This window comes from Brevundimonas sediminis (genome assembly GCF_048799765.1).
Taxonomy (GTDB): Bacteria; Pseudomonadota; Alphaproteobacteria; order Caulobacterales; family Caulobacteraceae; genus Brevundimonas.
The window spans coordinates 1-20,159 of record NZ_JBLYQK010000037.1; the positions used below are offsets into that span (position 1 = coordinate 1).

16 protein-coding genes are annotated in these 20,159 nt (G+C 68.4%); 10 read left to right on the forward strand and 6 right to left on the reverse strand.

Features of this window, described 5'->3' with window-relative positions; translation table 11 throughout:
* From infB to pnp, 8 genes are all read left to right on the forward strand, one after another.
* Positions 1 to 2,066: translation initiation factor IF-2 (gene infB, locus ACLQ7T_RS14300; protein WP_420480025.1), on the forward strand; the 2,066-nt coding region annotated here is incomplete at its 5' end.
* Positions 2,067 to 2,134: 68 nt separating this feature from the next.
* On the forward strand, positions 2,135 to 2,647 hold the full coding sequence (locus ACLQ7T_RS14305; protein ID WP_420480026.1) for a hypothetical protein: 513 nt from the start codon (positions 2,135 to 2,137) through the stop codon (positions 2,645 to 2,647).
* 39 nt (positions 2,648 to 2,686) lie between these two features.
* Positions 2,687 to 3,367, forward strand: a complete 681-nt coding sequence (locus tag ACLQ7T_RS14310; protein ID WP_420480027.1) for a hypothetical protein — start codon at positions 2,687 to 2,689, stop codon at positions 3,365 to 3,367.
* Positions 3,368 to 3,376: 9 nt separating this feature from the next.
* The gene (locus tag ACLQ7T_RS14315) at positions 3,377 to 4,066 is read left to right on the forward strand and encodes a DUF2459 domain-containing protein (protein ID WP_420480028.1); all 690 of its coding nucleotides are present in this window, start codon (positions 3,377 to 3,379) and stop codon (positions 4,064 to 4,066) included.
* Positions 4,067 to 4,133: 67 nt separating this feature from the next.
* Positions 4,134 to 4,586 carry a 30S ribosome-binding factor RbfA gene (rbfA, locus tag ACLQ7T_RS14320; RefSeq protein ID WP_420480029.1) on the forward strand — a complete coding sequence of 151 codons (453 nt, stop codon included), beginning with the start codon at positions 4,134 to 4,136 and terminating at the stop codon, positions 4,584 to 4,586.
* A gap of 43 nt (positions 4,587 to 4,629) precedes the next feature.
* Entirely contained in the window at positions 4,630 to 5,562 is a 933-nt protein-coding gene (gene truB / locus ACLQ7T_RS14325; RefSeq protein ID WP_420480030.1) for a tRNA pseudouridine(55) synthase TruB, read from the forward strand.
* 35 nt (positions 5,563 to 5,597) lie between these two features.
* Positions 5,598 to 5,867 (forward strand): 30S ribosomal protein S15, encoded by a 270-nt coding sequence (gene rpsO, locus ACLQ7T_RS14330; RefSeq protein WP_420480031.1) that lies wholly within the window; start codon positions 5,598 to 5,600, stop codon positions 5,865 to 5,867.
* Between the two features lie 235 nt (positions 5,868 to 6,102).
* Positions 6,103 to 8,331 (forward strand): polyribonucleotide nucleotidyltransferase, encoded by a 2,229-nt coding sequence (pnp, locus tag ACLQ7T_RS14335; protein WP_420480032.1) that lies wholly within the window; start codon positions 6,103 to 6,105, stop codon positions 8,329 to 8,331.
* Between the two features lie 78 nt (positions 8,332 to 8,409).
* Here pnp and ACLQ7T_RS14340 read toward each other — a convergent pair whose 3' ends face one another.
* Positions 8,410 to 8,541 (reverse strand): hypothetical protein, encoded by a 132-nt coding sequence (locus ACLQ7T_RS14340; protein ID WP_420480033.1) that lies wholly within the window; start codon positions 8,539 to 8,541, stop codon positions 8,410 to 8,412.
* A 1,220-nt stretch (positions 8,542 to 9,761) separates the two neighbouring features.
* The gene (gene clpB / locus ACLQ7T_RS14345; RefSeq protein ID WP_420480034.1) at positions 9,762 to 12,350 is read right to left on the reverse strand and encodes an ATP-dependent chaperone ClpB; all 2,589 of its coding nucleotides are present in this window, start codon (positions 12,348 to 12,350) and stop codon (positions 9,762 to 9,764) included.
* A gap of 175 nt (positions 12,351 to 12,525) precedes the next feature.
* Here clpB and ACLQ7T_RS14350 point away from each other — a divergent pair, with 175 nt between their 5' ends.
* Positions 12,526 to 13,170 carry a LysE family translocator gene (locus ACLQ7T_RS14350; RefSeq protein WP_420480035.1) on the forward strand — a complete coding sequence of 215 codons (645 nt, stop codon included), beginning with the start codon at positions 12,526 to 12,528 and terminating at the stop codon, positions 13,168 to 13,170.
* 5 nt (positions 13,171 to 13,175) lie between these two features.
* Here ACLQ7T_RS14350 and ACLQ7T_RS14355 read toward each other — a convergent pair whose 3' ends face one another.
* A complete protein-coding gene (locus tag ACLQ7T_RS14355; RefSeq protein ID WP_420480036.1) occupies positions 13,176 to 15,440 on the reverse strand; it encodes a TonB-dependent receptor domain-containing protein in 2,265 nt (754 codons plus the stop codon).
* 229 nt (positions 15,441 to 15,669) lie between these two features.
* Here ACLQ7T_RS14355 and ACLQ7T_RS14360 point away from each other — a divergent pair, with 229 nt between their 5' ends.
* Entirely contained in the window at positions 15,670 to 17,307 is a 1,638-nt protein-coding gene (locus ACLQ7T_RS14360) for a serine hydrolase (RefSeq protein WP_420480037.1), read from the forward strand.
* Between the two features lie 3 nt (positions 17,308 to 17,310).
* Here the strand turns inward: ACLQ7T_RS14360 and ACLQ7T_RS14365 are convergent, their stop codons facing one another.
* The 3 genes from ACLQ7T_RS14365 to ACLQ7T_RS14375 are packed head-to-tail and all read right to left on the reverse strand — an operon-like array spanning position 17,311 to position 19,908.
* Positions 17,311 to 18,027 (reverse strand): DUF4893 domain-containing protein, encoded by a 717-nt coding sequence (locus ACLQ7T_RS14365; RefSeq protein ID WP_420480038.1) that lies wholly within the window; start codon positions 18,025 to 18,027, stop codon positions 17,311 to 17,313.
* A gap of 52 nt (positions 18,028 to 18,079) precedes the next feature.
* Positions 18,080 to 19,252 carry an FAD-dependent oxidoreductase gene (locus ACLQ7T_RS14370; RefSeq protein WP_420480039.1) on the reverse strand — a complete coding sequence of 391 codons (1,173 nt, stop codon included), beginning with the start codon at positions 19,250 to 19,252 and terminating at the stop codon, positions 18,080 to 18,082.
* A 2-nt stretch (positions 19,253 to 19,254) separates the two neighbouring features.
* Complete coding sequence (locus ACLQ7T_RS14375) at positions 19,255 to 19,908, reverse strand: DUF4893 domain-containing protein (protein WP_420480040.1); 654 nt, start codon at positions 19,906 to 19,908, stop codon at positions 19,255 to 19,257.
* Positions 19,909 to 20,159 lie beyond the last annotated feature (251 nt).

Here is a 20,159-nt window from a genome sequence, read left to right on the forward strand (position 1 = left end):
CGGCCCCCAACGCCCCGCCCGCGACCCCCGAGGTCGCCCGTCCGGCCCGCGCCGGCTTCGGCCGTCCGGCCGGCAGCCGCGCCGAGGAGGATCGTGACAAGCGTTTCTCGGACGCCGGTCCGGGCAAGGCCGTCAGCCGCACGCGCGGCGAGCCCAAGCGCCGCGAAGGCCGCCTGACCATCCAGGCCGTGGCCGGTGGGGACGAGGACGCCGCCGAGCGCATGCGCTCGCTGGCCTCGGTTCGCCGCGCCCGCGAACGCGAGAAGGAAAAGCGCAAGGGCGGCTCGACCGACACGCCGAACCGTCCGCGTGAAGTCGTCATCCCCGACACCATCACCGTCGGTGAACTGGCCAACCGGATGGCCGTGCGCGGCGTCGACATCATCAAATTCCTGATGCGTCAGGGCCTGATGATGAAGATCAACGACGTCATCGATTCCGACACCGCCGAGCTGGTGGCCGACGAATACGGCATGAGCGTCAAGCGCGTCTCCGAGTCGGACATCGAGGAAGGCTTCCTGGCCGAGGCGGACGACGAGGGCGCCACCGAGGTTCGCGCCCCGGTCGTGGCCATCATGGGTCACGTCGACCACGGCAAGACCTCGCTGCTCGACGCGCTGCGCACCACGGACGTGGCGGGCGGCGAAGCCGGCGGCATCACCCAGCACATCGGCGCCTACCAGGTTCGCCTGGAAGACGGCCAGCGCGTCACCTTCCTGGACACCCCGGGCCACGCCGCCTTCTCGGCGATGCGGGCGCGCGGCGCCAACGTCACGGACATCGTGGTGCTGGTCGTGGCGGCGGATGACGGCGTCATGCCGCAGACGGTGGAAGCCATCCAGCACGCCAAGGCGGCGGGCGCCCCGCTGATCGTGGCGGTCAACAAGATCGACAAGCCGGACGCCAACTCGCAGAAGGTCGTCAACGAACTGCTGCAGTACGAGGTCATCTCGGAAAGCCTGGGCGGCGACACCCAGATCATCGAGGTCTCGGCCAAGGAACGGCTGAACCTGAACGGTCTGATCGACGCCATCCTGGTGCAGGCCGAGGTCATGGACCTGCGCGCCAACCCCGACCGTTCGGCCGAGGGCGTGGTCATCGAGGCCAAGCTGGACAAGGGCCGCGGCCCGGTCGCGACCGTTCTGGTCAAGCGCGGCACGCTGAAGCGCGGCGACATCGTCGTGGCCGGTTCGGCTTGGGGCAAGGTTCGCGCCCTGCTGAACGAGCGCAACGAGCAGCTGACCGAAGCCGGTCCGTCGGTTCCGGTCGAAATCCTCGGCCTGGACGAAGCCCCCTCGCCGGGCGACGTGCTCGCCGTGGTGGAAAGTGAAGCCCGCGCCCGCGAGCTGACCGACTACCGCGAGCGCGTGCGTCGCGAGAAGGCGATCGGCGGCGGCAACCAGGTCTCGCTGGTCGACATGATGGCCAAGCTGGGTTCGAAGAAGATCAGCGAGCTGCCGGTCGTCATCAAGTCGGACGTTCAGGGGTCGGGCGAAGCCATCGCCGGATCGCTGGAGAAGATGGGCAACGACGAGGTGCGTGCGCGCGTCGTCATGCAAGGCGCCGGCGGGATCACCGAGAGCGACGTGCAGCTGGCCAAGTCGGCCGGCGCGCCGATCCTCGGCTTCAACGTCCGTGCGTCGAAACAGGCCCGCGACCTCGCCGACCGCGAGGGCGTCGAGATCCGCTACTACTCGATCATCTACGACCTTCTGGACGACATGAAGGGCGTGCTGTCGGGCATGCTGGCCCCGCTGCAGCGCGAAACCTTCCTCGGCAATGCGCAGATCCTGCAGGTCTTCGACATCTCGAAGACGGGCAAGATCGCGGGCTGCCGCGTCACCGAAGGCGTGGTGCGCAAGGGCGCCAAGGTCCGCATCATCCGCGACGACGTGGTGGTGCTGGAACTGGGCACCCTCACGACGCTCAAGCGCTTCAAGGACGAGGTCAACGAAGTCCCGTCGGGCCAGGAGTGCGGCATGCACTTCCAGGGCTTCCAGGACATCAAGGCCGGCGACTACATCGAGTGCTTCACGGTCGAAGAGATCAAGCGAACCCTCGACTAGGTCGAAACAAGGAAACGGCGGTGCGAAAGCGCCGCCGTTTTGCCATCCGGATCCAGGATCACTTCCGCATGCGCCGTCTCCTGATCACCGTCCTGACCCTCTGCGCCGTCGCCGGACCCGCTGCGGCCGACACCCGCTACATGGCCTTCGACGCCGCCGACCGGATCACCCAGGCCCTGACCCGGGGGATCACCCTGGAGGGCGATCGCGGACTGTTCGGCGCCATCACCGTGCGGCGGATCATCTCGACCTCGAACCGCGGCTCCGCGGACATCCGCATCGGCGGGCCGGATGCGGCGAGGCGCGCCCTGCCGCGCGGCTCGACCGAGACCATCCTGTACACAGTCTCGCCCGAGGGCGACGGGCGCGGCCTCTCGCGCGCCCTCTGCCCCGGCTCGGAACAGGCCTATCTGATCCTCGGACGCGTGCGCCTGGGCCACCCCCTGACCGCACAGGCCATCGGCCGCTGGGCGGACGGGACTTTCCGGCACTGCGTGACCCTGTCCTACAACTGGCGGGGGGAATGGGCCCTGCCGCCCGCCTCCGGTCCCGACGATTCCGGCGCCCCTGTGGGGCGATAGCCCTTTCCGGGGCGACGCGGGCCCGGCTAGGGTCGCCGCATGACCGCCACCGCCGTCTCCAGATCGAAGCGACGCAGCGACCGGGGCCTGAAAGGGCTGGCCGGCGTGCTCGGCTTCGTCTGTCTGGTCCTTTTCCTGATGGCGATCGAACAGAAGCAGGCGATGGACGCCTGGACCTGGGCGCGCGACAGCGTGGCGCCGGCGGCGCGGCGGGTGGTCGGATGGGCCGCCGGGGGGGCGACAGACGGTCTGGACGGACTGCACTCCGCCGCCTCCGGCGACGACGCGCCCCTCACGGCGACCGCCAATGCCGTGGTCCTGGCCGGAACCTTCGTCCCGGCGGACGAGGCGACCCGGCAGACGGTCGGAAGCGCGACCTTCGCCGGCGCGCTGATCCGGCTGGAGCGGGGGGAGACCTTCCGGACCCGTCCGCTGCGCATCGCCTCCGGCGCCGAGACCTTCAACACCGGTCGGGAGACCTTCGCCGCCCGTCTGAACGCCCGCGCCGACGCCCAGATCGAGCTGCGCGCCGTCATTCCCCACGGTCGGGAAGCCGTGGTCCCGGCCACGCTCCTCTGCGGAGGCGCGGCGCCGGGCGTGGTGGCGGTCCTGCATCGCCGCGATCACGTCGAACTGATGCTGTTCCGGGAACGGACAATCGTCGGCGCCGAAACGCCGCCGGACGCCCTCTGCGGCGTCTGGCGCTTCCGCGCGCCCTGAGGAGGATTCATGGCCGCAGGTCGTTTCATCCTCGCCGGCCTGCTCGGGGCCGCGGGCGCGCTGTGGACCTGGGTCATGCCCGGCGATCCCGCCCTGCGCCGCCTCCCGACAGGCGCGCCGGTGATCGAGGCCAGCCTGCTGGACAACGGCTTCCACACCGATCTGGCCCTGCCGCGCGCGGCGCTGGAGGCCCGCGGCGGTCCGCTGGCCGAGGCGGTGAAGGCCCTCCCGCCCGGCGGCTGGGTCCTGATCGGCTGGGGCGACGCCAAATTCTATGTCGACCAGAGCCCTGTCGCAGACCGCCTGCCTGACGGTGCGCGCGCCTTCTTCCGGCCCGGCAATCCATCGGTGCTCATGCTGGACCCGACGCAGCGGGACCCGCGCGACCTGTTCGCCGAAGACGGTCGCCGTGACTTCCGCCTGTCGCAGGCGGCGTTCGAGGCCATGGCCGGCCGCATCGAGGCCTCGCTGGACCTGTCGAGCGGCGCGCCCCGCATCGCCGCCGCCCGCCCCGGCGATGACGCCCGCTTCTTCGCCAGCCGCGAGCATTTCAACATCGGCCATCTGTGCAACCACTGGACGGCAGGGGTCCTGAACGCCGGCGGCATGACGATCCGGCCCTTCCGGTCGATCCTGTCCTCGGAGGTGGTGGCGACGCTGGAGCGGGCCGAACTGGACACCCGGACGACAAAGGACTAGACCGCGCCCCCTTCGCTTTTCGAGCCGGGTCCGAGCCCCGGCGGGCGACAGGAGAGGAGGCCGCCGCATGGGCCGCAAACAACATACCCGCAACGCCACCGTACCGCAGGGCCCGTCGCAGCGCCAGTTGCGCGCCGGCGAACTGATCCGCCACGCCTTGGTCGAGGTGCTGCGTGAGGAAGAGATTCACGATGAGGCCATGCAGGGCGTGTCGGTGACCATCACCGAGGTGCGCCTGTCGCCGGACCTGAAGCACGCCACCTGCTTCGTCGAGCCGCTGGGCGCGGGCGTCACCGACGCGCCGAACGCCGGGCATGTGGACGAGATCATCAAGGCGCTGAACGCCCACGCCAAATTCCTGCGCGGCGTGCTGGGCAAGCATATCGACATGAAATTCACGCCCGACCTGCGCTTCCGCCACGACGACAGCTTCGACGCGGCCAGCCACATGGATCGGCTGTTCAACGACCCTCGCGTCCGCGCCGATCTGGACCGGGCGGACGAGGACGACGACCAGTGACGGCCCGGCCTCAAGTAGCGCGAAGCGCGGTAGGCCAAGCGTAATGGGCCGCCGCAAGAAGGGCGAGATCGTCAACGGCTGGGTCTGTCTGGACAAGCCGTACGAGATGGGGTCGACCGAGGCCGTGACCCGTATCCGTCGCCTGTTCGACGCCCAGAAGGCCGGGCATGCGGGGACGCTGGACCCGCTGGCGTCCGGCATCCTGCCCATCGCTCTGGGCGAGGCGACCAAGACCGTGCCCTTCATGATGGAGGCGCAGAAGGTCTATCGCTTCACCATCCACTGGGGCGTGTCGACCGACAGCGTCGACCGTGAGGGCGAGATCATCGCACGCTCGGACGTGCGGCCGACCCGGGAACAGGTGATCAGCGCCCTGCCCGCCTTCGTCGGCGAGATCGACCAGGTGCCGCCCGCCTTCTCGGCCATCAAGGTCGACGGCCAGCGGGCCTATGATCTGGCTCGCGAGGGGGTCGAGGTGGAGCTGAAGGCTCGCCGGGTGACCATCCATGAGGCGGCGGTGACCGACGCCCCGGACGCGGACCACGTCGAGATCACGATGCGGACCGGCAAGGGCGTCTACGTCCGCTCGCTGGCGCGTGACCTGGCCGCCGTGCTGGGCGCGGAGGGTCATGTGTCGGCCCTGAGGCGCGAACAGGTGGGTCCGTTCAGCGTGGAAAACGCCGTCACGCTGGATTCTCTCGAGGAAATGGTGCATAGGGGCGCCGCCTCGGAAGGCTTGCTTCCCGTTGCGACCGCCCTGGACGACATCCCGGAGCTGGCCGTGACGGACCAGGACGCCTTCTCGCTTCGTCAGGGACGACCGATCGTTCTGCTCCCCCGACAGGTCGAAACGCTCAAGGGTCAGCTGAAAGGCGACGCCCGGACGGTTTCGGTCTTTCTGGGACAGACCCTGGTCGCTCTCGGTCAGTTGCGGGCCGGCCGGATTGAACCCGACCGTGTTTTCAATCTCCCCTGACCTCGCTGTCGGGGGCTCCAGCAAGGAGAACCACGATGTCGATCACTGCCGAGCGTAAAGCTCAGGTCATCGCCGATAACGCCCGCGCTGAAGGCGATACCGGTTCGGCCGAGGTCCAGGTCGCGATCCTGTCGGAACGCATCGCCAACCTCACCGAGCACTTCAAGACCCACAAGAAGGACAACCACTCGCGTCGCGGCCTGCTGAAGCTGGTCTCGCAACGCCGTCGTCTTCTGGATCACCTGAACAAGACCGACAATGCGCGCTACGTCGCCATCGTCGCCAAGCTGGGCCTGCGCCGCTAAGGCAAGGCTTCGGAGGGCCCGCCCCGCGCGGGCCCTTCTGCTATTCGCCCGGGCGCCGCGGGCGGGACTCATTCGTCCCACAGTACCGGCGCAGACGCAGAGGGCCTCGAACCGGTCCTCACATTCACCCGCCCGGGCTTCAATACGGAACCCCGGGTCCACAGGGACCGAAGGACTGAACCCCTGACGCTCCGCCCCGCCGGGAATACGCCCGCCGGGATACGAAAGACGAAATATGTTCGATATCAAACGCAAGACGATCGACTGGGCCGGCCGCCCGCTGACGCTGGAAACCGGCCGCATCGCCCGTCAGGCCGACGGCGCCGTGCTGGCGACCTACGGCGAGACCGTGGTTCTGGCCACCGTCGTCTACGGCCGCGCGCCGAAGCCGGGAATGGACTTCTTCCCGCTGACCGTGAACTACCAGGAAAAGACCTTCGCCGCCGGCAAGATCCCGGGTGGCTACTTCAAGCGTGAAGGCCGTCCGACCGAGAAGGAGACCCTGGTCTCCCGCCTGATCGACCGTCCGATCCGCCCGCTGTTCGTCAAGGGCTTCAAGAACGAGACCCAGGTCGTCGTGACCGTGCTGCAGCACGACCTCGAGAACGATCCGGACGTGCTGGCCATGGTCGCCACCTCGGCCGCCCTGACCATCTCGGGCGTGCCGTTCATGGGCCCGATCGGCGGCGCCCGCGTCGGCTACATCGACGGTGAGCTGGTCCTGAACCCGACCATCGACCAGATGGAATCCTCGGCGCTGGACCTCGTCGTCGCCGGCACCACCGACGCCCTGATGATGGTCGAGTCGGAAGCCAAGGAACTGTCGGAAGACACCTTCCTCGAAGCCCTGATGTTCGCCCACAAGGGCATGCAGCCGGTCATCGATGCGATCATCGAACTGGCCGAGCACGCCGCCAAGGAGCCCTTCGACTTCCAGGCCGAAGACCACTCGGACGTCGTCACGGCGATCCAAGGCCTGGTCGGCGAGGACATCAAGGCCGCCTACACCCACACCGCCAAGCATGACCGCCACAACGCCGTCGGCGCCGCCAAGAAGAAGGCCGCCGAAGCCCTGGTGAAGACGGACGAGAACCCGGAGGGCGTCGAGCCCGCCAAGTTCGGCGCGGCCTTCAAGGAATGCGAAGCCCACGTCCTGCGTCGCGACATCATCGACAACGGTCACCGCGTCGACGGCCGCGCCCTCGACAAGGTCCGCTCGATCGTCTCGGAAGTCGGCGTCTTCCCGCGCACCCACGGCTCGGCCCTGTTCACCCGCGGTGAAACCCAGGCCATCGTCGTCGCCACCCTCGGCACCGGCGAAGACGAGCAGTACATCGACGCCCTGACCGGGACGTACAAAGAGAAGTTCCTGCTTCACTACAACTTCCCTCCCTACTCGGTCGGTGAGACCGGTCGTATGGGCGGCGCGGGTCGTCGTGAAATCGGTCACGGCAAGCTGGCCTGGCGGGCGATCCGCCCGATGCTGCCGTCGTCGGACGAGTTCCCCTACACCATCCGCCTGGTCTCCGAGATCACCGAGTCGAACGGCTCGTCCTCGATGGCCACGGTCTGCGGTTCGTCGCTGGCCCTGATGGACGCCGGCGTGCCCCTGAAGAAGCCCGTCTCGGGCATCGCCATGGGCCTGATCCTGGAGCCGTCGGGCGAGTTCGCCATCCTGTCGGACATCCTGGGTGACGAAGATCACCTGGGCGACATGGACTTCAAGGTCGCCGGCACCCGTGACGGCATCACCTCGCTGCAGATGGACATCAAGGTCGCCGGCATCACCGAGGAGATCATGAAGAAGGCCATCGCCCAGGCGTCGGCCGGCCGCATGCACATCCTCGACGAGATGGACAAGGCCATCGACGGCGCCCGCACCGAGCTGGGCGAGTTCGCGCCGAAGATCGAGACCATCAAGGTCCCGGTCGACAAGATCCGTGAAGTGATCGGCACCGGCGGCAAGGTGATCCGCGAGATCGTCGAAAAGACCGGCGCCAAGATCAACATCGAGGACGACGGCACGGTGAAGATCGCCGCCTCGGAACAGGACAAGATCGACGCCGCCAAGGCCTGGATCTCGTCGATCGTTTCGGAGCCGGAAGTCGGCACCATCTACACCGGCAAGGTCGTGAAGGTCGTCGACTTCGGCGCCTTCGTGAACTTCTTCGGCGCCAAGGACGGTCTGGTCCACGTGTCGCAGATGGCCCTGGAGCGCGTCGCCAACCCGGCCGACGTCGTTTCGGAAGGCCAGGAGGTCAAGGTCAAATTCCTGGGCCTGGACGACCGCGGCAAGACCAAGCTGTCGATGAAGGTCGTGGACCAAGCCACGGGTGAAGACCTGACGGACAAGATCAACGCCGAGCGCGCCGAGCGTGGCGAAGCCCCGCTGGCCGAAGACACCGGCGGCCGTCCGAAGCGCGAAGGCGGCGGCGGCGACCGCGGCCGTCGTCGTCGGGACTAATCCTCCCGCGCGTCAGCGCTGACTGAACGAGGCCCCGGCGGAAACGCCGGGGCCTTTTTCGTTGGGCGGGGGAGCGGATCAGCCCGGATAGAGCGCGGCGCAGTCGGCGCGGACGGCGGCGGCGCAGGCCGCGAAGGCGATGCCCTCGGGCGTCTCGGGGCTGGGGCGATAGATGGCGCCGTGCTCGTCATGCGGATAGCAGGGCAGCATGTTCTGGGTGACGCACTGGCGGTACTGCGGATTGGTCTGGGGCGCGGCGCCGATGGACCGCGCGGACTCAGCGAAAGGCCGTCCGGCCCGTCCGGAATGGTGCGACGCTATTGCGATGTCAAAAACCGGCAGCCAAGCAGGCTAGCATGCCGGTGCGTCAGAGCCGGTCGTAGTGCTCAGTCGGGGTTGTCGCGCTCGATGGGGGCGAGCTTCCAAGCGCGGAGACAGTATTTAATGCGCTTCCCATCCCGGTCAGTGCTGAGCAATGGCCGGGTACCCACATCTTGCAGTATGTTAGGTTGAATGGTTTCCGAGCGGATGATAATTTCCGGTCAGATTAGATGGATCATCTCCGCTGTAAACATGACAGAATCTCGTAGTTCTTTTACGAGAGAAAACATCCTTATACCTAACAATTCCCCTAACAAGCACTAGCTTGTCCTCACTTACGATATCGGAAACTTCTCCAGCAGTAACCTTTGAATGGGAAATGGTTCTAATGCCGTGACCCTGAGTTGGCCCAATTGTCAGCGCTTCGTCGATGACCCCATTTGTAGAGATTTTGAACCTCTCGATCCAAATCATCGCTGGACACAATGGTGTTCAGAATGGCGGCAGACAACTCATAAGCGGGCGTCGCTCCAACGTTCTTTAGGCCCACTCGCGCAGCCAGTGACTGGCCCGCGGACACTGGCTCTAAACCTTGCAGTTCAACAACAATATAGGCTCGGAGCTGCATTCTTGCAGCTGACCTAGTGACGCCCAAAGTCCACAACAGGCCAACCATTGAGACGGCACCGATCGCAATTTGCCACCATGTCGCAAGCACTAGACGATCCGCAGCTTCCGCCATGTCTCTTTGGGCTCTCAGATCGTCAACTTCCCGCTTCACTCTTGCGAGTTCCGACGTGGATACAGACGAACTCAACGACGGTTGAGCTGGTTCACGTGTTTGACATAGGGCGCTGTCGCTTAAGGCGAGCGTCCCAAGCACAGCCAACAGCAGGATATTTCGGTTCAAGGTGCCCCCCAATCTTGCAAAGCTATCGCCTTTGAAAGAGCGCGACAAGCATAGGTAGAACGCCTGCACATCCGCCCCGCCTCTTGCGAACGCACTCGCGTCGCGACGCGTCGGAACGCTACCAAAAAACTGGAAGTGCAGCGCTGGCCATTAACCATGCTATATCATCGGTTGCCGAGTTAGGGCGACGGCGCAGGCGCTAGTGCACCCGCGCCTTCCCGATCTCGAGCCCCTCCGCTCCCGCTGACACAGCGATCACAGACCCGTCCTCGATCTCGCCCGCCAGCAGCTTGCGGGCGATGGGATCGACCAGCTCCTTCTGGATCACCCGCTTCAGCGGCCGCGCGCCGTAGACCGGGTCGTAGCCCTTGTCGGCGAGCCAGGCGGCGGCGGTGTCGTCCAGCGCCAGCGTCAGTCTCCGGTCGGCCAGCAGCTTCTCGAACCGTTGCAGCTGGATGCGGACGATGCCGCCCATCTGTTCGCGGCCGAGGCGGCGGAAGAGGATGATTTCGTCGATGCGGTTCAGGAATTCCGGACGGAAGTGGGCGCGGACGGACTCCATGACGAAGGGACGCACGGCTTCCACATCCTCGCCCTCGGACTGGTTGGCCAGGGCCTCGGAGCCCAGGTTGGAGGTCATGATGATCAGGGTGTTGCGGAAGTCGATGGTGCGGCCCTGACCGTCGGTCAGGCGGCCGTCGTCCAGCACCTGCAGCAGCACGTTGAAGACGTCGGGGTGGGCCTTTTCGACCTCGTCGAACAGGACGACCTGATAGGGCCGACGCCGCACGGCCTCGGTCAGGGCGCCGCCCTCGTCATAGCCGACGTAGCCCGGAGGGGCGCCGATCAGGCGGCTGACGGAGTGCTTCTCCATGTACTCGGACATATCGAGGCGGGTGATGGCGGCCTCGTCGTCGAACAGGAAGTCGGCCAGGGCCTTGGTCAGCTCGGTCTTGCCGACGCCCGTGGGCCCCAGGAAGAGGAAGCTGCCCAGCGGGCGGTTGGGGTCGTTCAGGCCGGCGCGGGCGCGGCGGACGGCGTCGGAGACGGCGATCAGGGCGTCGTCCTGACCGACCACGCGGCCACGCAGGGCGTCCTCCATCTTGAGCAGCTTCTCGCGCTCGCCCTCCAGCATCTTGTCGACCGGCACGCCGGTCCAGCGGGAGACGACGGCGGCGATCTGTTCGGCGTCGACGACCTCGGGGGTCAGGGGGCCGGACTTGTCGGCCTCATTGGCCTCGGCCTCGGCGAGGGACTTCTCGATCTGCGGGATCTGGCCGTAGGCGATCTCGGACGCGCGGCCCAGGTCGCCGGCGCGTTGGGCGGCGGCCAGTTCGGCGCGCAGGCGGTCGAGGGTTTCGCGCAGCTGCGCCCCCTGCCCCACCTTGTCCTTCTCGGCCTTCCAGCGGGCGGTCAGGTCGTCGGACTGGCCCTCCAGATCGGCGATCTCGTCCTCGAGCTTTTCGAGGCGATGCTGGGAGGCGCTGTCGGTCTCCTTCTTCAGGGCCTCGCGCTCGATCTTCAGCTGGACCAGACGGCGGTCGATTTCGTCCAGCGCCTCGGGCTTGGAGTCGACGGCCATGCGGACGCGCGACGCGGCCTCATCGACCAGGTCGATGGCCTTGTCCGGCAGGAAGCGGTCGGTGATGTAGCGGTTCGACAGGGTGGCGGCGGCGACGATGGCGCTGTCGCTGATGCGGACCCCGTGGTGGACCTCATACTTCTCCTTCAGTCCACGGAGGATCGACACCGTGTCCTCAACGGTCGGCTCGGAGACGAAGACCGGCTGGAAGCGACGGGCCAGGGCCGCGTCCTTCTCGACGTGCTTGCGGTACTCATCGAGCGTCGTCGCGCCGACGCAGTGCAGCTCGCCGCGCGCCAGGGCGGGCTTGAGCAGATTGGAGGCGTCCATGGCGCCGTCGCCCTTGCCGGCGCCGACCAGGGTGTGCATCTCGTCGATGAACAGGACGATGCCGCCCTCGGCCGCAGCGGTCTCGTTGAGCACGGCCTTCAGCCGCTCCTCGAACTCGCCCCGGTACTTCGCGCCGGCGATCAGGGCGCCCATGTCGAGCGCCATGACCTTCTTGTCGCGCAGGCTTTCGGGCACGTCGCCGTTGACGATGCGCAGGGCCAGGCCCTCGACGATGGCGGTCTTGCCGACGCCGGGCTCGCCGATGAGGACGGGGTTGTTCTTGGTGCGTCGGGCGAGGACCTGGATGGTGCGGCGGATTTCCTCGTCGCGGCCGATGACCGGGTCGATCTTTCCGTCGGCGGCGGCGAGGGTCAGGTCGCGGGCGTAGCGCTTCAGCGCGTCATAGCCGTCCTCGGCGGCGGCGCTGTCGGCGGTCTTGCCCTTGCGGACCTCGGTGATGGCCGCGTCGAGCGCATCGGCCTTTACGCCCGCGGCGCTGAGCACGGTCTTGGCCACGCCGCCTTCGCGGGCGAGGGCCGAGAGCAGGCGTTCAGTGGTGACGAAGGCGTCGCCGGCCTTCTTCGAGGCGGCCTCGGCGGCGGCGAAGACGCGGGCGGTGTCCCCGTCCAGATAGAGCTGGCCCGAGCCGCCGGAGACCTGGGCGCGCTTGCTGAGCGCGGTCTCGACGTCGGCTTCGGCGCGTTTGGGGTCGCCCCCGGCGGCGGTGATCAGATTGCGCGCGAGGCCGTCACGCTCTTCCAGCAGGACCTTGAGCAGGTGCTCGGGCGCGAACTGCTGGTGGCGGCGGGCCAAGGCGAGAGACTGGGCGGATTGAACGGCCTGTTTGGCGCGGTCGGAGTATTGGTCGAGATTCAAGCGGACATCCCCTGTCAGGCGGATTGAGTGCTCATCAGCGCCCTTTCTGGAAGCGACGCCTTGAGATGTCGCAAACGTGGGTGTGTCGAGGCGGCCACACAAGAGGTTCGCGACCACCAAAAAACGGGCGACGCGAACGACCCGGCTCGCCTAGGCTTACGGCAGAGGTTCCCGCATGCCCCACGCCGCCTGGCCGGTCGATCCCGGCGTCATCCTGCCCTTCCTGCTGGCCGTGAGCCTGACCGAGCTGACGCCCGGACCGAACATGGGCTGGTTGGCGCTGGTGTCGCTGGAGAGGGGACGGCGCGCCGGGATCGCGGCGGTGGCAGGCGTGACCCTGGGCCTGGCGGCCTGGATGCTGGCCGCCGCCTTCGGCCTGACCCAGGCGCTGATGGTCTGGCCGCCGCTGTTCCAGCTGATCCGCTGGGCCGGAGTGCTGTTCCTGCTCTGGCTGGCGTGGGAGGCGTGGCGGCCCGAGCCGGCGGAGGTCGACGCCGCCGAAGCCGCGGAAGGCCGGTGGCGCAGCCTGTTCCTCCGCGGGTTGACCGGCAATCTTCTGAACCCCAAGGCGGCCGTGTTTTATGTCGGCCTGTTGCCGACCTTCATGCGACCCGACCACGGCTCGCCGCTGAAGCAGGCGCTGACGCTGGGCGGCCTGCATCTGGCGGTCGCGATCGCGGTGCATCTGGCGATCGTGCTGGGGGCCTCCCGCGCCGCGCCCCTGCTCCACGCGCGGGTGCAGGGGACGGGGCTGAGGGCGCTGATGGCCGGCGGGCTGGTCCTGGTGGCCGCATGGATGGCCTGGGAGACCCGCGGCTAGCCCCGTCAGCCCCCGGTCTGGCCCGCCGAGAAGTCGAACTGTTCCGGCTGGCGGCGCGGACCTGAGCCGAAGCTGTACGTCAGGCCGATGAAGATGGCGCGCAAGCCGATCTGCTGTTCCGACCGCTCGCGGAACAGGGGCGTATCATAGGTGGTGACGTTCTCGAAGGTGTCGAAGATGTCCCGCGCCGTGACGTTCAGCGACAGGGTGTCGCTCAGCTTGTGACGGTAGCCGAGGTTGACCATGCCGCCGGATTCGCGGGAGCCCTGGGCCAGCAGCTGCTCGCCCTGCCAGAAGGCGGAGACCTGAACGAAGTCCTTCGGGGTCGGGGTCCAGTTCAGATTGAGCCGGCCGGCGACCAGATTGTCCGCCCGGTCAACGGCGCCCGGGATGCCCGCGGCGTCGATTTCCTGACGGAAGACATTGACGCTGGCGTTGTAGCGCAGGGTCGGGTGCAGGGCGCCGCTCGCCACCAGCTCGATCCCGATGTCGCGTCGGGCGCCGACATTCTCGGGCCGGGTCAGCAGCACGCCCCCGCCGATGTCGCGGGCGACGTCGCTGAAGACCCCGTCCGTGTCCCGGTAGTAGGCCGTGGCCTGATAGAAGCTCGGTCCGCTGCGCAGCTGCCACATGGCTTCGAAGCTGTCGGTTTCCTGCGGCTTCAGGTCCGGATTGCCCGAACGCAGGTTCAGCGGGTCCTGGTAGGAGACGAAGGGGTTCAGCTGGAAGGGCTGGGGTCGCTGGATCCGGCGCGAATAGCTGGCCCGCAGCGACTGGGTGTCCGTCAGCTGGTAGGAGGCGTGGACGGTCGGATAGGCGCGGAAATAGTCCTGCGACGTCCGGGCTCCGGTGGTGATCTGGTCGAGCTCGATATCGGCCTGTTCGAGACGCAGACCGAACTGGGCCGACAGCTTCTCGGTGAACGGCCGCTCATAGGTCGCATAGAGGGCGTGCACGATCTGCTCGGCTTCGAACCGGTTGGTGAAGGCCGGGTCGACGACCGCGGCGGCCTCCGACGGTCCGGCACGGTACCGATTGTCCTGCTCCGGCTGCCGGATTTCCAGCTCATAGCCCGCCCGCAGCTTGGCCTCGCCCATCGGACGGACATAGGCGCTGGTCAGGCCGATGATGGTGAAGTCGGTCTCGCCGAGCGTGTCCTGATACTGCCCCGGGGCGGCCGGGGTGGTGAAGGCGGTGAGGGTGCGCGACCAGTTCTCGTTGGAGCCCCCGTCGATGCGCAGTTCGTTGGACCACTCATGGCCGGCGTCGTCGAAGCGATGAAGCACGCGACCGGTGACGCCGTAGTTGACCCCCTCGAACTCGCCGCGGGTGTCGCGCTCATAGGCGTTGATCACAACGCCGCCGGCATCGCGGGTCTCGTACAGAATGTCGCCGCCGTTCTCGCCCTCGAAGCGGGCGCCGCGCAGTTCGGCGGTGAGCTGGGTCCGGGGGCCGAGGTTGTACTCGGCGGCCAGCCGCCCGAAGGCGCCGTCGTTGGAGACGCTGAACCCGTCCGAGGTGCTCGTGGTCGTCGAGACGACGGCGCCCGAGAGCGGGTCGAGCGCCTCGCGCCGGGTGTCGAGCTGGATGTCGAAGGCGTCGTGACGCGCGTTCAGATCGCCGGTTAGGGTCAGCCTGTCCTTTTGCCAGGACCCGCTGAAGCCGCCGTTCCAGCGGCCGTCTGCGCCGACATTGGCGCGGACGGAGCCGGTGGTCTGGACGCCCTGCGGGGTGGCGGCGGCGCCGGCCGGAACCGGTTTGGTGATCAGGTTGATGACGCCGCCGGCCCCTTCAGGGCTGTAGGCGGCCGAGGGGTTGGTCATGACCTCGATGCGGGCGTAGCGGTCCGCCGGCAGCTGCAGCACGGCTGTGCCCCGGTTCTGGCCGGAAAGGACTGCAGAGGGACGGCCGTCGACCAGGACGGTGACATTGGCGTCGCCGCGCAGGCTGACGTTGCCGTCCGGATCAACCTCCACCGAAGGCACATTGCGCAGGGCTTCGGCCAGGGTGCCGGTCGCGGCCTGGAGATCGTTGGTGAGGCTGTAGCTGACGGAATCAATCGAGGTCCGCACATCGGTCGCTCGCCCCTGGACCACGACCTCTTCCAGCGCCGTATCCTCGGGCTCTTCCGCCGCAGGGGCCTCCTGCGGCGGAGCGGCCTGTGCGGGGGCAGGCCGGGCCGGAGCCGGCGTCTGCGGCGGCGTCTGGGCGACGGCCGCGCCGGCCGGAAGGGCGAGCGCGAGCAGCGAGATGAGGGTGGTTCTGGTCATGGGCCCCGATGTCCTGCATCCGGGAGCCCTGATCGCCCCCGTTCAGGCCCCCTGTTTACCAGCGCGGCGGTTCGCGCCTGAGTTACATCTTTTTCATTTCATTACAGTTTTTTGAGAACTCGCCGTATTTGGGACATACGGCCTGCATCCCTCCGCGTTGCGGATGAACAGGGATGACGGCGCGCGCGGGGCGGGCTAGCGTCCGGGCAGGTTCAGTCGGGAGCGCCCCATGTCCATCCGCCTTACACGCCGCGCGGCGCTGGTTTCGTCCGTCGCCGGAGCGACGGCCCTGCCCGCGACCGGCTGGGCGCAGTCCGCCGCCAATGACAGCGCCTCCCTCGCCGAGCAGGTCGACGCCTTTGTGAAACGGGCCATGGCGGCCTTCCCGGATCAGCCGGCGGTTTCCATTGCGGTCGTCAAGGACGGCCAACCGATCCTGACCCGCGGCTACGGCGTGCGTTCGGTCGGCGGTACGCCGGTGGATGAGCACACCCTGTTCGCCATCGCGTCGAACACCAAGGCGGTGACCTGCGCCGCCCTGTCGATCCTGATCGACGAGGGCAAGGTGAAGTGGGACGAGCCGGTGCGGACCTATCTTCCGGACTTCCGCCTGTCCAAGCCCGAGCTGAACGATCTGGTCACGGTGCGCGATCTGGTCAGCCACCGGATCGGCTTCGGCCTGGGCGCCGGGGACCTGCTGTTCTGGCCGAACGGCAACCGGACCCGCGCCGAGATCATGGCGGCTATCCCGAACGTGCCGATCGAGGACAGCTTCCGGACCTCGTACCACTACTGCAACCTGATGTTCGTGGCTGCCGGCGAGGTGGTGGCGGCGGCCAGCGGCATGCCGTGGGAGGACTTCGTCCAGACCCGCATCCTGAACCCGCTGGGCATGAGCGAGACCAAACCGCTGATGACCTCGGCGGACCCGGCGAAGTCGGCCCTGCCCAACGCCCGGATCGGGCCGCCGCTGCGCTATCAGGGCCCGATGCAGACCATCGGCCAGTCGATCCGGGAGGTCTGGGACTGGTCGGCGGCGGGGGCGGCGGGCGGCTTCGCCACCAACCCGGTCGACTGGGCCAAATGGATCGCCGTCCAGCTGAACCGGGGCGCCCTGCCGGACGGGACCCGGCTGTGGTCCGAAGCGCGTTCCAACGACATGTGGCGACCGAACATCATCGTCTCCAGCTCGGGCGGGCCGACCCCGGACGCGCCGGGCCGGGCCATCGCGGCGACCTATGCGACGGGCTGGCAGGTGATGGACTATCGCGGCGAGCGCTTCATCACCCATGGCGGCGGCGCGCCCGGTTATCTGTCCGGCACCGTCCTGCTGCCGGGCCGGAACGCGGGCTTCAGCTTCTTCACCAATGCCGAGGAAAGCCAGCTGACGCGGGCGCTCCGCAGCGGCATCGCCGACATCATCATGGGCAAGGCGGGGCACGACTGGATCGCCGAAGGGGTCCGCCTGACGCAGGAGGGCAACGCCAGGTCGCTGGAAGCCGCCGCCGAGATCGATGCGAAACAGGCGGCGGGCGCGGCGCCGTCCCTGCCGCTGGAAGCCTATGCCGGCAGCTGGATCGATCCCTGGTACGGTGAAATCCGCATCGAGCCCAGGACCACCGGCCGAGGCCGCAACCGTCGCACGACGCTGCATCTCGACTTCACCCGCACCAACGCCCTGAAGGGCCCGCTGGAGCCCTATGACGGCGACAGCTTCCGCACCCGCTTCCCCGACAAGCGGGAGGAGGACGTGATGGTCACCTTCAAGGTCGAGAACGGCGTAGCGGTGTCGGCGACGATGAAGGCCGTCAGCCCGGACGCGGACTTCAGCTACGACTATCAGGACCTGAGGCTCACGAGAGCCTAGCCTTCACCTGACCAGCTCAAGGATCTCCAGCTTCGACTCCACGCGCGGCCACGGGACGACCAGACGCCAGCGTTCGGGGCCGATGCGTTCGAAGACGCCGACCTGGTCCCGCTCGGGCTGCTGGCCGTAGGTCGGGAAGCCGGTCTCGTCCATGCCCCAGGCCTGGGCGCCGACGAAGACGAGGCGATTGTCCGTATCCGGATAGAGTAGACCGCGTGTGCGCTGCGAGCCCGTCGTCTTGGTCAGGATGAGGTCCCCGCCCGGGGTCAGTTCGACGGTGCAGGCGAAGTAGGGGTAGGCCAGATAGGCCAGTCCGCCCTCGCCCTTGGACCCCAGCTTGATGGTCCGGCAGCGGTAAGTCCCGGGGGCCGGCTGCAGTCGGCCCGCCAGACCCGCATTGGGATCCACGAGCGGCCCCAGAGCCTCGACCTGCGAGGCGAAGCCGCGGTCCTCGGCCTCGGCGCGGGCGAGGCGCCAGGCCTGGTCGAGGCGTCCCAGATTGGCGGCGTCGGCGGTGGAGACGATCTGGCGCCAGTCCGAACCGCCGCCCTGTTCACCGGCCGTCGGCGTCGACGGCGTCGCCGGAGCCTCCGCCGGTTCGCCCGCGGGGGCCGGGTCGACCGCCGGAGCCGACGCCGGGGGCTCGGTCGGCGAGGCTGCGTTGTCGCCACAGGCGGCGAGAAGGGCGGCGAGGGAGGCGACGACGATCACGGTCCGCATCAGGCAGGCTCCAGAAGGCTGAGCTTGCACAACGGCCCTTGCGCGATCCGGTTCAGTCGCGCGGTCGCGGGTCGAGCAGGAGCCCGGACACGGTGGCGGCCAGAAGCCGGGGCGCGCCCGGCAGTCGCGCCGCCTTGCCCAGAACGTGATCCCGCACCCAGGGCAACAGGGCGCCGTCCGCCTGGTAGAAGGGGGTGAAGCCCAGGCTGAGCGCCTGGTAGAGACGCAGATGGCGGCGCCTTTGCCGCGCATAGCCTTCCAGCGCCCACGTCACGCCGGGCTCCCGCGCCAGCCATTCCGCGAGGGCGAAGGCATCGAGCAGGCCCATGTTCACGCCCTGCCCCAGCTGGGGACTGGTCGAATGGGCGGCGTCGCCAATGATCGCAAGCCGGTCCCTGAACGGTTGCGCGAGCGTGTGGTGGCCGTAGCGCGCGAAGGTCAGCTGGTCCGGATCCGTCAGGGCGTCCAGCACCGGCCCGACCTCCGGCCACAGGGCGCGGACCTCCGCCTTCCAGGTCTCCAGCCCGGCGACCCGCCAGGCATAGTGGTCCGCCTCCTTCAGGCTCCAGAAGAAGGTCGCCAGTCGCTCCCGGCTATGGGGCGCAGACCCCACCGGCAGAACGCCGACCATCTTCGCCGCGCCGCGATAGACCTGCTGCAGGGCGGTCTCGTCGAATGGCTCGCCCGGCCAGGGGACCGTGGCCCACAGGGCCCCGTAAGCGAGCGGACGCGGCGCGGCGCCGACGATCCGCGAGCGCGCGCCCGAGGCGTCGACCACAAGATCGAACGCCGGGGTCTGTCGGCCCGCCGCGTCGGTCAGCACGCCCCGGTCCGCCGCCACCATCTCCCGCCCGGTCTCGAACGCCACTCCCGCGTCCAGGCAGGCGCCATGCAGGACATGGAACAGCGCCGCCCGATGGACGCCAAGGGCCTGACGCGGGTTTTTCAGGTCGCTGTAGCGGACATCCAGCACCACCCGTCCGCGCCGGGCCTCGCGTCCGAAGATGTGATCAATGGGCTGGCCGAAGGCGGCCACGGCGCCTGTCAGACCCAGCCGGTCCAGGACCGCCAGACCGGTCGGTTGAAGCATGAAGCCCGCGCCGACGGGATGAATTTCGGCAAAGCGTTCGAAGACGGTGACCCGCCGACCCTGCCGGGCCAGCATCAGGGCGCAGGCCAGGCCGGACGGTCCGGCCCCGACGACCGCGACGTGACCCGGACCCACGGTCAGGCGGGCACCAGTTCGATCAGGTCGAGGTTGGACTCGTTTTGCGGCCACGGGATCACCAGTCGCCAGCGCCGCTCGCCGACGCGTTCCAGCACGGCGACCAGATCGCGGTCCGGTCGCTGACCGTAGGAGTTGGCGGGAGGCTCGGAGGCCAGCGCCATGGAGCCGAGCAGGACCATGTGCCGGTCGTCTTCGGGGAAGAGCAGGCCCGAGGGGCGCTGCGACCCCGTCAGCTTGCTGAATTTCAGCCCGTTCGGCGTCTGCTCGATCCGGCAGGCGAACCAGCCGTAGATGACATAGCCCAGGCCGTCCTCGCCGCCCTGGGAGCCGAGCTTCACGGTCCGGCAGCGGTAGTCCCCGGCGGGCGGGATCACCGACGGCCGCCGGGCGTCCGGATCGATCAATTCGCCTAAACCGGCCAGGTCCCCCGAGCCGCGCAGACGACGCGCCTGCTGAAGGGCCAGGGACCAGGCGGCGTCCCGACGCGAATAGCGGTCACGGTCCGCGCTGGTGATGATCGTGCGCCAATCCCGCAGGGCCGCGCCCGGCCCGCCGGGCGGCGGCGGAGGCGGCGGCGCGGGCGGGGTCGCGCAGGCGGACACGGTCAGGACGGCGCCGACGAGGAGGGTCGACAGCCGGAACAGGCGAGGCATGGGCGCTCCCGGACGCAGGCTGAGGGCGTGGCTCGGGACCGTTGGACCGGTTCAGGCCGCCGACGTCAACCGCCCTCGCGCCGGAGGAGGCCAGGAACCGGCCTCACCGGGCCGTTCCGACACGCCGGGGCGCAGATCAGCCTTCTTCGGCCGGAGCCTCAACCTTGGGCTTGCGCGGCGCGCGGGGGCGCTTGGGCGCCGGCGCAGCCTCGGCCTCGGCCTCCTCGGCCGCCGGCGCGGCGGGGGCGCTC

Coding starts and splice junctions, on each gene's coding strand:
- truB (WP_420480030.1), top strand. CDS start 4,630: ATGGGCCGCCGCAAGAAGGGCGAGATCGTCAACGGCTGGGTCTGTCTG.
- ACLQ7T_RS14350 (WP_420480035.1), top strand. CDS start 12,526: ATGCCCCACGCCGCCTGGCCGGTCGATCCCGGCGTCATCCTGCCCTTC.
- ACLQ7T_RS14315 (WP_420480028.1), top strand. CDS start 3,377: ATGGCCGCAGGTCGTTTCATCCTCGCCGGCCTGCTCGGGGCCGCGGGC.
- pnp (WP_420480032.1), top strand. CDS start 6,103: ATGTTCGATATCAAACGCAAGACGATCGACTGGGCCGGCCGCCCGCTG.
- ACLQ7T_RS14365 (WP_420480038.1), bottom strand. CDS start 18,027: ATGCGGACCGTGATCGTCGTCGCCTCCCTCGCCGCCCTTCTCGCCGCC.
- ACLQ7T_RS14310 (WP_420480027.1), top strand. CDS start 2,687: ATGACCGCCACCGCCGTCTCCAGATCGAAGCGACGCAGCGACCGGGGC.
- ACLQ7T_RS14340 (WP_420480033.1), bottom strand. CDS start 8,541: ATGCTGCCCTGCTATCCGCATGACGAGCACGGCGCCATCTATCGCCCC.
- ACLQ7T_RS14360 (WP_420480037.1), top strand. CDS start 15,670: ATGTCCATCCGCCTTACACGCCGCGCGGCGCTGGTTTCGTCCGTCGCC.
- ACLQ7T_RS14305 (WP_420480026.1), top strand. CDS start 2,135: ATGCGCCGTCTCCTGATCACCGTCCTGACCCTCTGCGCCGTCGCCGGA.
- ACLQ7T_RS14375 (WP_420480040.1), bottom strand. CDS start 19,908: ATGCCTCGCCTGTTCCGGCTGTCGACCCTCCTCGTCGGCGCCGTCCTG.
- rbfA (WP_420480029.1), top strand. CDS start 4,134: ATGGGCCGCAAACAACATACCCGCAACGCCACCGTACCGCAGGGCCCG.
- rpsO (WP_420480031.1), top strand. CDS start 5,598: ATGTCGATCACTGCCGAGCGTAAAGCTCAGGTCATCGCCGATAACGCC.
- ACLQ7T_RS14355 (WP_420480036.1), bottom strand. CDS start 15,440: ATGACCAGAACCACCCTCATCTCGCTGCTCGCGCTCGCCCTTCCGGCC.